Here is a 13799-nt window from a genome sequence, read left to right as displayed (position 1 = left end):
CCGCTGCTATCAGCGGCTTTTTTTTGTTGTGTTTTCACCCTTCCGTGCTTCGTCGCTACTGAATAAGAAACACCGGATTTCAAACAATAGCCCCACAGGTTATTGACCCAAGGAGCTGTACCCCACGTGAGCATCACCGCAAAACTCAGTCCACTGTTCATTGCAATTGCCGCAACGATGACCGCCAATGCCCAGGCCTCGGAAGATCCCGATCGCCAAGGCTTCGTTGCGGGTTCAAGCCTGAACCTCAGCGCCCGCAACTACTACATGAACCGCAACCGCCTGCAGCAGACCGACGACAACATCGAATGGGGCCAGGGGTTTCTCGGCATTTTCGAGTCGGGATACACCCAGGGCCCTATCGGCGTTGGCATCGACACCCATGCCATGCTCGGGCTCAAGCTCGACGGCGGTGGCAGCACCGACAACTCCAGCATCCTGCCGGTCAGTGATGGCAACGGCAAAGCCCCCGGCTCATTCTCGACCGGCGGCGCCACCCTGAAAATGCACGCTCTGGAGACCGAACTCAAAGCCGGTGACCTGTTCCTCAACAACCCGGTGATTGCCGGTGGCATGAGCCGCATGCTGCCGCAGACCTTCCGTGGTGTCAGCCTGAGCAACCACAGCTTCGACGGCTGGCGGATCGAAGGTGGCCAGGCCAGCTTCACCAAACCTTACAACCAGAGCGGGCACCAACGTATCGGCACCTCCTACGGCAAGCTGGCCGAGGGCGACGAAAGCCAGCACCTGAACTGGGCCGGTGTGGCCTGGAGTGGCGTGCCGGACCTGACCAGCAGCCTCTACGCCTCCGAACTCAAGGACGTGTGGAACCAGTACTACTACGACCTGGACTACCGCTACGCGCTGAATGAACGGATCCGCCTCAACCCGGGCCTGCACAACTACCACACCCAGGATGCCGGCGATGCGCTGCTGGGTACGATCGACAACAACACCTACAGCCTGCACTTCACCGTCGAGGCCGGTCACCACAGCGTCAGCGCCGCTTATCAGCGCGTGAACGGCAACACGCCCTTCGACTACATTGCCCAAGGCGACAGCGTCTACCTCGACAACTCGCAGCAGTACTCCGACTTCAACGGCCCGAACGAGCGCTCGTGGAAACTCAAGTACGCCTATGATTTCGCGGGGCTGGGCATTCCGGGCCTGACCTCGGCGGTGTCGTACTCCCGTGGCACCCTGGACCTGACCAAGGTCGACCCGGACAGCCGGGGTTATGCCAGCTACTACAATGCAGAGGGTAAAGACGCCAAGCACTGGGAGCGCGACCTCGACCTGCGCTATGTGATCCAGGGCGGCAAGGCCAAGGACCTGGCCGTCCGCTTGCAATGGGCAACCAACCGAGGCGGCAACGGCTATGGCGCGCTGGACACCGACACCGATGAGTACCGGGTGATCGTCGATTACCCACTGAACGTTTTCTAGCAAACCCGTTAAAATGGCCAGCCTTTGCGCTTAATGCCGATCAGTTAAGCCAAAGACCAGCCGAACATAGCTCCCTCGCCACGGGTTTCGTGTTCGGCTTTATTTCTCTTAACTGACTGGCATTAGCCTTTGCGCTGGCCTTTTTCATGCCCGGGATTTATACAGGCGGCCAGGCAAAAACCATCAACAAACTGATATCTGCACCGCCTCCCGGCTCGTTCGGGAACTACGCTGATGACGTCCCTCTGCAGAAATCAGAACCATGACCCCAAGCCGCACCTACTTTGATATGACAGGTACTACACGCCGGCCAGAGTTCATGCTGATTCTTGGCAGCTCGCTGACGGTGATCGCCATCCTCGCCATCGTCACCTTCCTGCTGATTCGCGAACACGCCAATGCCATGCAGTCGGCCACTCGCAGCGCAACTAACATCGTCCAGTTGATCGATGCCGATGTGCTGCGTAACGTCGAACTCTATGACCTGTCACTGCAAGGACTGATCGCCGCCGCCCAGCGCGACGATCTGAAGCAGGTATCGCCGGAGATTCGCCACCTGGTGCTGTTCGACCGCTCCAGCACCGCACGCTTCAAGGGCGATCTGCTGCTGCTGGACAGGTATGGCAACGTCATCGCCGACTCATCACTGGTGGAACCCAAGCCGGGCAATTTTGCCGACCGCGACTACTTCCTCGCCCACGCCTTCAACAGTGACACCGGGATGTTCATCAGCCGCCCATTCAAATCCCGCTGCGACTGTGCCGAGGCCAATCAGTGGCGCATCAGCTTCAGCCGGCGTATTTCTTCGCCCTCCGGGGAGTTTCTGGGCGTGGCGGTCGCCTCCATGCGCCTGACCTACTTTGACGAGCTGTTCAACAGCCTGAACATTGGTGCTGACAGCACCCTGAACGTGATCGACAAGGACGGCATACTGCTGGCGCAAAAGCCGATGCTGGAGGATGACAGCATCGGCAAGAACTACGGTGCCCGACCCAACGTCATTCGCATGATGCGTGAAGGCAGTGGCAGCTTCAGCAGCGTTTCGAGCATGGATCAGCTCAATCGCCTGTACACCTTCTCCCGAGTGGGCAACCTGCCGTTGACGGTGAGCGTGGCCTTGTCCATGGATGAGGTGTTCGCGACCTGGAAACGCACCGCCTACGTGATCAGCGGGGCCACCGGCGTGCTCTGTATCGGCCTGATGTGGCTGACGCTGCTGCTGTGTCGCGAGCTGAGACTGCGCCAGCACGCCGAGGGAGAGCTGGCACAGCTGGCGGCCACCGACTCGCTCACCGGCGTTGCCAACCGCCGCACCCTTGACCAGGTACTGCAACGCGAGTGGGCCCGCGCACAGCGCTCGGGCAAGCCGGTGTCGGTGCTGATGATCGATGCCGACCACTTCAAGGCCTTCAATGATCGACATGGCCACCAACGCGGCGATGATGCGCTAAGGATCCTCGCCAGGGTCATCAATGAAAACATCCGCCGCCCGGGTGACCTCGCCGCACGCTACGGCGGCGAAGAGTTCACGACGGTGCTGCCCGAAACCGACGCCGCCGGCGCACTGCGCATTGCCGAGAACATCCGCGCAGCGGTTGAACGCCTGCCACCTTTTGAAGACGACGAATCGCCGATGACCGTCAGCATCGGCCTCAGCACCTCCACCGGACATCCGGCGCAAAGCCTGGAAAACCTGTTGTACACGGCCGACAAGGCGCTGTACCAGGCCAAGCGCGCCGGACGCAACCGGGCGATCAGCGCCCAGCCATAGCCCGCGCGCTGGTCACGACAAAACCGCAGGCATAAAAAAAGGCCACCCGAAGGCAGCCTTTAAAAACTAGAGAGGTTTTTACTTACACAGCCGCAACAGGGCGCATGTAAGAGATCGGCGCAGTGCTGGCGTCTTCGAAGGTCACGACTTCCCAAGCATCTGTCTGCTCAATCAATTTGCGCAGGAGCTGGTTGTTCAGTGCATGGCCCGACTTGAAGCCCTTGAACTCACCAATCAGGCTATTGCCCAGTAGGTAGAGGTCACCAATGGCGTCGAGGATCTTGTGCTTCACGAATTCGTCTTCATAGCGAAGGCCGTCTTCGTTCAGTACACCATCAGCGTCGACCACAATGGCGTTTTCAACGCTACCGCCGAGTGCGAGGTTGTGCTTGCGCAGGTACTCGATATCACTCATGAAACCAAAGGTCCGGGCGCGGCTGACTTCTTTTACGAACGAAGTGCTTGAAAAATCCACGCTGGCACTTTGAGTGCGGTCACGAAACACCGGGTGATCGAAATCGATCTCGAAGCTCACTTTAAAGCCTTCGAACGGGACGAAGGTGGCGCGTTTGTCGCCGTCTTCTACTGTCACTTCCCGCAGAATGCGAATGAACTTCTTGGCTGCGTCCTGTTCTTCCAGGCCAGCCGATTGAATCAGGAATACGAAAGGTCCAGCGCTACCATCCATGATTGGCACTTCGGACGCGGAGAGCTCGACGTAGGCGTTATCGATGCCCAGGCCAGCCATGGCCGAGAGCAAGTGCTCCACCGTGTCCACTTTGGTGTCACCACTGACCAATGTGGTCGACATCGTGGTTTCACCAACGTTTTCCGCGCGAGCAGGAATCTGCACCACAGGGTCCAGGTCGGCACGAACAAACACGATGCCGGTGTCGACAGGTGCAGGTTTGAGGGTCAGGTATACCTTCTCCCCGGAGTGCAGACCTACACCTGTGGCACGAATAATATTCTTCAGGGTGCGTTGTTTAATCATGGCTTGGACCGCTTCAGCGCAAATTGCGAACTGGTATCAACAAAGGCTGGCGATAATAGCAGACCAGACCTTTGCTGAACACCAATCACCTTCATAGCCCTGATACATTCCATTAATCGGCCTGACGACGCAGGAATGCCGGGATGTCCAGGTAATCCAGATCGTCTTGCGGATTAAGCTTCGCCGCCGCCGCTGCGCCGGCCTGAGCCTGGTTGCGCATTACAGTTGGACGATCCAGGTCACGGTAGTTCACCGCAGTCTGTTCATGACGAGCGGGTGCCGATTGCTGTGGCTGGGAAGCCATCGAGGTGTGAACGGTATTGTCGATGACCTTGACCGGCTTCTCGATTTTTGCGCCTAAACCTGTGGCAACCACGGTCACGTGCAGCTCGTCGCGCATGTCCGGATCGATAACGGTACCGACCTTGACCATGGCGTGCTCGGAAGCGAAGGCTTCGATGATGCTACCCACGTCGGAGTACTCACCCAGGGACAAGTCAGGACCGGCGGTGATGTTCACCAGGATGCCGCGTGCACCTTGCAGGTTCACGTCTTCGAGCAACGGATTGCGGATCGCCGCCTCGGTCGCTTCACGCGCACGGTTAGGACCGCTGGCGCAGCCAGTGCCCATCATGGCCATGCCCATTTCGCTCATGACCGTACGTACGTCGGCAAAGTCGACGTTGATCATGCCTGGACGCTTGATGATGTCGGAGATACCGCGAACGGCACCGGCCAGAACGTCGTCAGCCTTGGCGAAAGCCGACAGCAGGCTTGCGTCCTTGCCCAGGATGGTCAGTAGCTTCTCGTTGGGAATGGTGATCAACGAGTCGACGCTTTCAGACAGCAGACGGATGCCTTCGTCGGCGATCTGCATGCGCTTGCGGCCTTCGAACGGGAACGGACGGGTCACCACCGCAACGGTGAGGATCCCCATTTCCTTGGCCACTTCGGCGATGATCGGCGCAGCACCAGTACCGGTACCGCCGCCCATGCCAGTGGTGATGAACACCATGTTGGTGCCTTGCAGCACTTCGGCAATGCGCTCACGGTCTTCCAGGGCGGCCTGACGACCGACCTCAGGATTCGCGCCGGCACCCAGGCCTTTGGTCACGCCGGTGCCCAGTTGCAGGATGGTCCGTGCACCGATGCTTTTCAGCGCCTGGGCATCAGTGTTGGCGCAGATGAACTCAACGCCTTCAATGTTGCTCTTGACCATGTGATTGACAGCGTTGCCGCCGCCACCGCCAACACCGATAACTTTAATAACCGGGCTTGCGGGGATGTTGTCTACGAGTTCGAACATTTTCCCTCTCCTTCATTTCTCTAGTTTTTTCGCCTACTGCGCCTACTGCGTGTTGCGTACTGCTTGAATCTACTGCTTAAAAATTGCCCTGGACCCAGCTTTTGATGCGATCAAGCAACGGGCCCTTGGCCTCTTCGTTGCTGTAGCTGTCGCGGTTGCTGCTGATCCCCGAGAAGGAAATGCCGTCGGACTGCTTTTGCAGGCCGTACATCAGCAAACCAACGCCGGTTGAATAAATCGGGTTACGCACCACATCGTCCAGACCCTTGACGCCATGGGGCACGCCCAGGCGAACCGGCATGTGGAAAATCTCTTCGGCCAGCTCGGTGGCACCTTCCATCTTCGAGGTACCGCCGGTCAGCACGATGCCGGCCGGGATCAGGTCTTCGTAGCCACTGCGACGCAGCTCGGCCTGGATCAGGGTGAACAGTTCGTCGTAGCGCGGCTCGACCACTTCGGCCAGGGCCTGGCGGGACAGTTCGCGCGGCGGACGGTCACCGACACTCGGAACCTTGATGGTTTCACCGGCGCCGGCCAGTTTGGCCAGGGCGCAGGCGTAGCGAATCTTGATTTCTTCGGCGTACTGGGTCGGGGTGCGCAACGCCATGGCGATGTCGTTGGTCACCTGGTCACCGGCAATCGGGATCACCGCGGTATGACGAATCGCGCCTTCGGTGAAGATCGCGATGTCGGTGGTACCGCCGCCGATGTCCACCAGGCACACGCCCAGCTCTTTCTCGTCATCGGTCAGTACCGAGTACGCGGACGCCAGTTGCTCGAGGATGATGTCGTCGATTTCCAGGCCACAGCGACGCACGCACTTTTCAATGTTCTGTGCCGCGTTCACCGCACAGGTCACCACGTGGACCTTGGCTTCCAGGCGCACGCCGGACATGCCCAGCGGCTCACGCACGCCTTCCTGGTTATCGATCACGTAATCCTGCGGCAAGGTGTGCAGTACCCGCTGGTCGGCAGGGATCGCCACGGCCTGGGCAGCGTCGAGGACGCGCTCAAGGTCGGCCGCGCTAACTTCGCGATCACGAATCGCCACGATGCCGTGGGAGTTCAGGCTGCGAATGTGGTTGCCGGCCACGCCGACGAACGCCGAATGGATCCGGCAACCGGCCATCAGTTGCGCTTCTTCGATCGCACGCTGGATGGACTGCACGGTGGATTCGATGTTCACCACCACGCCCTTCTTCAGGCCGCGGGACGGGTGTGTACCGATCCCGACGATTTCCAGCTGGCCATCGGCCGCGACCTCGCCTACCAGCGCCACCACCTTGGAGGTGCCGATATCCAGACCGACGATCATTTTGCCGCTTTGCACGTTTGCCATGGTCCTGCCTCTTCTCAATTCTTCGCGACGGCGGGTTGGGCCGTCGTGGGCGCTACAGGTTCCCGCCAGCCGACGGCAAGGCCGTTGGCATAACGCAGGTCGATGCGCGCAATGTTCGTAATCTGTTCTTTAAGCGTCTTGTCATAGATGGCAAAGAAGCGGCGCATCTTTTCCACCAGCTTGCCGCGGCCCAACAACAACTCGATCCCCGGCCCCGAACTGCCGGCACCCGTGGTCAGGAACCAGCTGCCGCGCTCACGCAACTCCAGCCGGGCAATCGAAAAACCCAAGGGCCTGAGCATCTGGCTCAACACCTGGTACTGCTGCATCACCTGCTGCTGGGCCCGCTGCGGGCCGAACAACTGTGGCAAATGCTCGTAGTTGGCCAACTCGCGCGGCGTAAACGCCTGGCCCTGGTTGTTCAGCAATGCCTCATCGCCCCAACGGGCCACGGGCAGTTGTTCTTCCAGGCGAATCACCACCTGGTCCGGCCAGACGCGACGCACTTCGGCATGGGCGATCCATGGCATCTGCTCGAGCTCGGTGCGCATACTCGCCAGGTCGATGGTGAAGAAGCTCGCCGCCACGTACGGAGCGATCCGCTGCTGCACCGCTTGCTGGCTGATGTAGCTCAAGTCGCCCTGCACGTTGATCCGGGTGATCGGCCGGTCGGCATACGGCATCAAGCGCTGGGCGCCTTCGTAGGTACCGAACCCCAGGGCCACCAGCAGCACGGGCCAGAACACGGCTTTGAGAAAAGCGAAATTGGCTTTCGGCAGGCGCACCGACATCGGCTCTTTGGCCACCATTCGGCTGGCACCCCGCGGCACCGGCTTGCGGCCGGGTGCGGGTGACTGATGACGTAGATGGGCGCCTTGCATGGCCTTAACCTCGCAGCTCTTCGTTGCCGGTCACACTTGCCGCCAGGATCGCCAACACCAACTGTTGGAAATCCAGGCCGGCTGCCCGTGCCGCCATTGGCACCAGGCTGTGATCGGTCATGCCCGGTGCGGTATTGACTTCCAGGAACCAGAACTGCCCATCGGCGTCCTGCATCACGTCTGCCCGTCCCCAACCGGCGATACCCAGCGCCTCACAGGCTTTCGCCGTAAGGTCCATGAGTTCTTGTTCCTTGGCACTGTCGAGGCCACACGGAATCCGGTACTGGGTATCGGAAGCCAGGTACTTGGCGTCGTAGTCATAGAAAGTGTGCGGTGTCCCCAGGGCGATCGGTGGCAACACCTGGTCACGCAGCATGGCGATGGTGAACTCAGGACCCTGGATCCATTGCTCGACCAACACTTGCGAATCGTAGGTACTGGCCGCTTTCCAGGCGTCGGTCAACTCAGACGCTGATGTCACTTTGGCCATACCGATACTTGAACCTTCATGCGCCGGTTTGACGATCAAAGGGAAGCCCAGTTCCGTCGCCGCCAAAATACAGTCGGCTTCGCTGCTCAATACCGCATGACGTGGCGTCGGAATGCCCAGGGTGTGCCAGACCTGCTTGGTACGCAGTTTGTCCATGGCCAGGGCCGAAGCCAGGATGCCGCTGCCGGTGTACGGAATGCCGAGGCACTCCAGCAGGCCCTGCATGCTGCCGTCTTCACCGCCACGGCCGTGGAGAATGATGAACGCGCGGTCGATCTTTTCGTTGAGCAGGCGCTGCAGGAAGTCGTCCCCGACATCGATGCCGAAGGCGTCCACGCCGGCGCTTTGCAAGGCGTCAAGCACGGCGTTGCCGGACTTAAGCGACACTTCGCGTTCAGCGCTTTTACCACCGAACAGCACGGCAACACGGCCGAAGTCTTTCGGGGCGATGGTCGAGAACAGGTTGGCGTAGGCTGCAGTCATTTCAACTTCCCCTCGCTAGGCGCGACAACGGCACCCGCGAACAACGGACTCTTCAACAGTTTCGGCGCAAGGCCGCCAATATCGCCGGCGCCCTGGCACAGCAGGATGTCACCGGCACGCAGCAACGGTTTGACCAGCGGCGCGAGGTCGACGCCGCGCTCGATGTAGATCGGGTCGAGCTGGCCGCGCTGGCGAATGCTGTTGCACAATTTGCGGCTGTCAGCGCCCGGGATCGGCTCTTCGCCGGCCGGATAGACTTCCATCAGCAGCAGGACGTTGGCGTCAGCCAGTACATTGACGAAGTCGTCGTACAGGTCGCGGGTGCGGCTGTAACGGTGTGGCTGGTAGACCATCACCAGGCGGCGCTCCGGCCAGCCACCGCGCACGGCCTTGATCACCGCGGCGACTTCGGTCGGGTGGTGACCGTAGTCGTCCACCAGCATCACGCTGCCGTCTTCGACCGGCAGTTCGCCGTACACCTGGAAGCGTCGGCCAACACCCTGGAAGCCCGACAGGCCCTGGACGATGGCTTCATCGCTGACCCCTTCGTCGGTGGCGATGCAAATGGTCGACAGGGCATTCAGGACGTTGTGGTTGCCCGGCATGTTCACCGATACATCCAGCGGCTCGCGGTCGGGACGCAGCACCGTGAAGAAGGTCTGCATGCCCTGCTGGCGAACATTGATGGCGCGCACGTCGGCTTCTTCGCTGAAACCGTAAGTGACCGTCGGGCGCTTGACCTGCGGCAGGATTTCGCGAACCACCGGATCGTCCAGGCACAACACCGCCAGACCGTAGAACGGCAGGTTGTGCAGGAACTCGACGAAGGTTTTCTTCAGTTTGTTGAAGTCACCGCCGTAGGTCGCCATGTGGTCGGCGTCGATGTTGGTGACCACGGCCACCAGCGGCTGCAAGTGCAGGAAGCTGGCGTCGCTTTCATCGGCTTCGGCGATCAGGTAGCGGCTGGTGCCCAGCTGGGCATTGGTACCGGCTGCATTCAGACGGCCACCGATCACGAACGTCGGGTCCAGGCCACCGGCGGCGAACACCGACGCGATCAGGCTGGTGGTAGTGGTCTTGCCGTGGGTACCGGCCACCGCGATACCGTGGCGGTAGCGCATCAGCTCGGCCAGCATCTCGGCACGTGGCACCACCGGAATGCGGCGCTCCAGCGCGGTCGCGACTTCCGGGTTGGAGGTGTTCACGGCGCTCGACACCACCAGCACATCGGCGGTTACGGCGTTCTCGGCGCGGTGGCCGATGAAGATCTGTGCGCCGAAGGATTCCAGGCGCTCGGTCACCGGCGAGGCCTTCAGGTCGGAACCGGACACTTCATAGCCCAGGTTCAACAACACTTCGGCGATCCCGCACATGCCCACTCCGCCGATACCGACGAAGTGAATACGACGGATGCGGCGCATTTCAGGTTGCGGCATGGCTTTCTGACTCTCAACCATGAACCACCTCCAGGCAGATATCGACCACGTTACGGGTTGCATCGGGTTTGGCCAGGCGACGAGCGGCGCCGGCCATGTCGTTGAGTCGTTGTGGTTGCATCAAGACCTCTGTCAGGCGTGCAGCGAGATCCGCTGCGCCAGTCGTTCTTTGCGGCATCAGGAAGGCGGCGCCTTCACGAGCCAAATAATCGGCGTTGCGGGTCTGGTGATCGTCGATCGCGTGGGGCAAAGGCACCAGCATCGAGGGCAGACCGGCAGCGGCCAGTTCACTGACAGTCAGCGCACCTGCGCGACAGACCACCAGGTCGGCCCAGCCATAGGCCTGGGCCATGTCTTTGATGAAAGGCTGCACCTGCGCCTCGACGCCGGCGGCGCGATAGCGCTCGGCAGTCACTTCATCGTGATTTTTTCCGGCCTGATGAAACACTTCCGGACGCAGTTCGGCAGGCACCTGCGACAGGGCTTCAGGTAGCAATTTGTTCAACGGTTCCGCGCCCAGGCTACCGCCCAGGATCAACAAGCGCGCTTTACGTCCGGCCAGGGCCGGGCGTTGTGTGTCGAGGAACAACTCGGCGCGTACCGGATTACCGGTGGTGCGGCGGCTGCCACTGGCAGCAAAGGTGTCCGGGAAAGCTTCGCAGACTCGTGCGGCCAACGGCACCAGCAGCCGATTGGCGGTACCGGCGACGGCATTCTGTTCGTGAACGATCACCGGGACCCCGGCCAGCCTCGCCGCCACGCCACCGGGACCGGTGACATAGCCGCCAAAGCCCAGTACGCAGACCGGCTTGAGCTGACGGATGACCTGGCGCGCCTGCCAGATCGCCTTGAGCAGGACAAAGGGCGCCTTGAGCAGCGACAGCTTGCTCTTGCCACGCAGGCCGCTGACGTTGATCAGGTGCAGCGGCAGGCCCGCGTTCGGGACCAGCTCGTTTTCGATCCCGCGCGGGGTGCCAAGCCAGTGCACGGTGTAGCCACGGGCCTGAAACTCGCGGGCACAGGCCAGCGCCGGGAACACGTGGCCACCGGTGCCGCCCGCCATGATCAGCACGTTAGCGCCCATGGGTCGGCTCCTCGGCAAAATCGCTCTCCTTGAATTCAATCTCTTCGCTGCCCAGGTGGGTCCGACTCTCCCACTCGATGCGCAGTAGCAGGCCCAGGCAGGCGCTGCAGATCACCAGCGAACTGCCGCCATAACTGAGAAACGGCAGGGTCAGGCCCTTGGTCGGCAGCAGGCCGACGTTCACCCCGATGTTGATCAGGAACTGACCGATCCACAGGAACGACAAACCGTAGGCCACGTAGGCGGCGAAATACTGCTTGGCCTTCTCGGCCCACAAGCCGATGTACATGCCACGAATACAGACAAAGGCGAACAGCGCTACCGTGCACAACGAACCGATAGCGCCCAGCTCTTCAGCCAATACCGAGAACACGAAGTCGGTGTGGGCTTCCGGCAGGTAGAACTGTTTCTGCACACTGTTGCCCAGGCCAACGCCCAGCCATTCGCCACGACCGAAAGCGATCAAGGCTTGGGACAACTGATAGCCGGCACCGAACTGGTCAGCCCACGGGTCGGCAAAGTTGGTCAGACGCGCCATTCGATACGGCTGCATTTGAATCAACAACACCACCGCCCCGACCGCCAGGACAACCATCAGGGAAAAACGGAACAGCCCGACCCCGCCGAGGAACAACATCGCCGCAGCGGCCCCCATCATCACGACGGTGGCGCCAAAGTCCGGTTCCATCAGCAACAGGCCCGCCATCGGCAGCAGCACGATGAACGGCTTGAAGAAGCCCATCCAGCTTTCACGCACTTCTTTCTGGCGACGCACCAGATAACCGGCGAGGTAGATCACCACGAACACCTTGGCGATCTCGGAAGGCTGGACGTTGAAGAAGCTGAAGCCGATCCAGCGCATCGAACCGTTCACTTCACGGCCGATCCCCGGGATGATCACCATCACCAGCAGACCGAACGCGCCAATCAGCATCACCCAGCCCAGGCGTTGCCAGGTAGCGATCGGAATCATCATGGTGACGATGCAGGCAGCAAGGCCCAGCACCACGTAGATAAGGTGGCGAATCATGTAATACAGGGCACTGCCCGACTGCGCCGCCGCCACTTCGGTCGATGCCGATGCAATCATGACCAGCCCGAGACCGAGCAGCGTCAGGCAGCCGGCGAGCATCGGGAAGTCGAGGTCGATGCCACGCCCGGTGATGAGCGGCGACGGGTACGGCTTGATGATGTCTTTCAGGTTCATGCCACGTCCTCCCCGGCCAATGCGTTCACGGCCTGGACGAACTGGTGACCACGGTCTTCGTAGTTCTTGAACATGTCGAAACTGGCGCACGCTGGCGACAGCAGTACGACGTCGCCCGGTTGGGCAGCGGCGCGGCATTGCTCCACGGCGTCAACCAGGGAGCCTGCGCGAATCAGCGGCACGGCATCGCCGATAGCCTCGCCGATCTTGTCGGAATCACGGCCCATCAAGATCACGGTGCGGCAGTTGGCCGCCACCGGATCGCGCAGGTCCTTGAACTCGGCACCCTTGCCGTCACCACCGGCGATCAGCACGATCTTGCCGGCGATGTCCGCGCCCAGGCCTTCGATCGCAGCCAGGGCCGCGCCGACGTTGGTGGCTTTGGAATCGTTGTAGTAACCGACGCCATCCAGGTCACGCACCCACTGGCAACGGTGTTCGAGGCCGGCGAAGTTACGCAGCGCCGCAAGCATCGCATCGAACGGAAGGCCGACCGCATGACCGAGCGCCAGCGCCGCCAGGGCGTTGGACTGGTTGTGGGCGCCGCGAACTTTCAACTCGCGCACCGGCATCAGGTTCTGGAATTCGAAGGCCAGGTACTTCTCGCCGTCTTCTTCACGGATACCGAAGGCCTTGAAGTCAGGCTTGCTCAAGCCGAAGGTCCAGCAAGGCTGGCCCTCGCCCATCAGCGGACGGCTCAGGGCGTCCTGACGGTTGACCACGAACTGCCTGGCGCCACGGAAGATCCGGTGCTTGGCCAGGTGGTAGGCCGGCAGGCCGCTGTAGCGGTCCATGTGGTCTTCGCTGATGTTGAGCACGGTGGCCACTTCGGCGTTGAGCTGATCGGTGGTTTCCAGCTGGAAGCTCGAGAGCTCCATCACGTACAGCTCGACGTCGTCGCTGAGCAGGTCGAGTGCCGGCGTGCCGAGGTTACCGCCCACGGCCACGCGCTTGCCGGCCGCGGCCGCCATGTCGCCGACCAGGGTGGTCACGGTGCTTTTCGCGTTGGAACCGCTGATGGCGACAATCGGCGCCTTCGCGTTACGCGCGAACAGCTCGATGTCACCGGACAATTTCACTCCACGGGCCGCAGCCGCCTGCAGGGCGGGTGTCGCCAGGGCCAGGCCGGGGCTCACGTAGAGCTCGTCGGCGCGGCAGAGGAATTCGACGTCCAGTTCGCCACAACGCACTTCCACGTGCGGGTAGTCACGGCGCAGCGTGACCAGCTCCGGTGGATTTTCCCGCGTGTCGGCCACTGCAAACGCCACGCCCCGGTTCGCCAGGAAGCGAACCAGGGACATGCCGCTCTTGCCGAGGCCGACAACGATGCGGAAGTGGTCAGAAGCGATCAGAGACACTCGT

Annotated in this window: 11 protein-coding genes; 2 read left to right on the top strand and 9 right to left on the bottom strand. The window is 61.2% G+C overall.

What is annotated here, in order from left to right:
• Nucleotides 1-177 precede the first annotated feature (177 nt).
• The gene (locus CKW25_RS13280; RefSeq protein ID WP_095080055.1) at nt 178-1446 is read left to right on the top strand and encodes an OprD family porin; all 1269 of its coding nucleotides are present in this window, start codon (nt 178-180) and stop codon (nt 1444-1446) included.
• Nucleotides 1447-1708: 262 nt separating this feature from the next.
• On the top strand, nt 1709-3217 hold the full coding sequence (locus CKW25_RS13275) for a sensor domain-containing diguanylate cyclase (protein ID WP_095079846.1): 1509 nt from the start codon (nt 1709-1711) through the stop codon (nt 3215-3217).
• Between the two features lie 82 nt (nt 3218-3299).
• Here CKW25_RS13275 and lpxC read toward each other — a convergent pair whose 3' ends face one another.
• From lpxC to murD, 9 genes are all read right to left on the bottom strand, one after another.
• Nucleotides 3300-4211: a UDP-3-O-acyl-N-acetylglucosamine deacetylase gene (gene lpxC, locus CKW25_RS13270; RefSeq protein ID WP_095079844.1), complete on the bottom strand. Its 912-nt coding sequence runs from the start codon at nt 4209-4211 to the stop codon at nt 3300-3302.
• A gap of 112 nt (nt 4212-4323) precedes the next feature.
• The gene (gene ftsZ / locus CKW25_RS13265) at nt 4324-5517 is read right to left on the bottom strand and encodes a cell division protein FtsZ (protein WP_095079843.1); all 1194 of its coding nucleotides are present in this window, start codon (nt 5515-5517) and stop codon (nt 4324-4326) included.
• A 76-nt stretch (nt 5518-5593) separates the two neighbouring features.
• The gene (ftsA, locus tag CKW25_RS13260; RefSeq protein ID WP_095079841.1) at nt 5594-6856 is read right to left on the bottom strand and encodes a cell division protein FtsA; all 1263 of its coding nucleotides are present in this window, start codon (nt 6854-6856) and stop codon (nt 5594-5596) included.
• Nucleotides 6857-6870: 14 nt separating this feature from the next.
• Entirely contained in the window at nt 6871-7737 is an 867-nt protein-coding gene (locus tag CKW25_RS13255) for a cell division protein FtsQ/DivIB (protein WP_095079839.1), read from the bottom strand.
• A gap of 4 nt (nt 7738-7741) precedes the next feature.
• Nucleotides 7742-8710 carry a D-alanine--D-alanine ligase gene (locus tag CKW25_RS13250; RefSeq protein ID WP_095079837.1) on the bottom strand — a complete coding sequence of 323 codons (969 nt, stop codon included), beginning with the start codon at nt 8708-8710 and terminating at the stop codon, nt 7742-7744.
• The gene (murC, locus tag CKW25_RS13245; RefSeq protein WP_095079834.1) at nt 8707-10167 is read right to left on the bottom strand and encodes a UDP-N-acetylmuramate--L-alanine ligase; all 1461 of its coding nucleotides are present in this window, start codon (nt 10165-10167) and stop codon (nt 8707-8709) included. The genes CKW25_RS13250 and murC overlap by 4 nt, the downstream gene beginning before the upstream one ends.
• Complete coding sequence (gene murG / locus CKW25_RS13240; RefSeq protein ID WP_095079833.1) at nt 10160-11230, bottom strand: undecaprenyldiphospho-muramoylpentapeptide beta-N-acetylglucosaminyltransferase; 1071 nt, start codon at nt 11228-11230, stop codon at nt 10160-10162. The genes murC and murG overlap by 8 nt, the downstream gene beginning before the upstream one ends.
• Nucleotides 11220-12437 (bottom strand): putative lipid II flippase FtsW, encoded by a 1218-nt coding sequence (ftsW, locus tag CKW25_RS13235; protein ID WP_095079831.1) that lies wholly within the window; start codon nt 12435-12437, stop codon nt 11220-11222. Before ftsW ends, murG begins: the two co-directional genes overlap by 11 nt.
• Nucleotides 12434-13795 carry a UDP-N-acetylmuramoyl-L-alanine--D-glutamate ligase gene (gene murD / locus CKW25_RS13230; protein ID WP_095079829.1) on the bottom strand — a complete coding sequence of 454 codons (1362 nt, stop codon included), beginning with the start codon at nt 13793-13795 and terminating at the stop codon, nt 12434-12436. Before murD ends, ftsW begins: the two co-directional genes overlap by 4 nt.
• Between the last annotated feature and the right edge of the window lie 4 nt (nt 13796-13799).

The sequence above is a fragment of the Pseudomonas sp. Irchel s3h17 genome, assembly GCF_900187505.1.
Lineage (GTDB): Bacteria > Pseudomonadota > Gammaproteobacteria > Pseudomonadales > Pseudomonadaceae > Aquipseudomonas.
This window is presented reverse-complemented; position numbering and strand designations above follow the sequence as displayed.

Bases quoted from the DNA above. Each gene is read 5' to 3' on its own strand.
- CKW25_RS13280 (WP_095080055.1), top strand. From the start codon at position 178: ATGACCGCCAATGCCCAGGCCTCGGAAGATCCCGATCGCCAAGGCTTC.
- CKW25_RS13275 (WP_095079846.1), top strand. From the start codon at position 1,709: ATGACCCCAAGCCGCACCTACTTTGATATGACAGGTACTACACGCCGG.
- lpxC (WP_095079844.1), bottom strand. From the start codon at position 4,211: ATGATTAAACAACGCACCCTGAAGAATATTATTCGTGCCACAGGTGTA.
- ftsZ (WP_095079843.1), bottom strand. From the start codon at position 5,517: ATGTTCGAACTCGTAGACAACATCCCCGCAAGCCCGGTTATTAAAGTT.
- ftsA (WP_095079841.1), bottom strand. From the start codon at position 6,856: ATGGCAAACGTGCAAAGCGGCAAAATGATCGTCGGTCTGGATATCGGC.
- CKW25_RS13255 (WP_095079839.1), bottom strand. From the start codon at position 7,737: ATGCAAGGCGCCCATCTACGTCATCAGTCACCCGCACCCGGCCGCAAG.
- CKW25_RS13250 (WP_095079837.1), bottom strand. From the start codon at position 8,710: ATGACTGCAGCCTACGCCAACCTGTTCTCGACCATCGCCCCGAAAGAC.
- murC (WP_095079834.1), bottom strand. From the start codon at position 10,167: ATGGTTGAGAGTCAGAAAGCCATGCCGCAACCTGAAATGCGCCGCATC.
- murG (WP_095079833.1), bottom strand. From the start codon at position 11,230: ATGGGCGCTAACGTGCTGATCATGGCGGGCGGCACCGGTGGCCACGTG.
- ftsW (WP_095079831.1), bottom strand. From the start codon at position 12,437: ATGAACCTGAAAGACATCATCAAGCCGTACCCGTCGCCGCTCATCACC.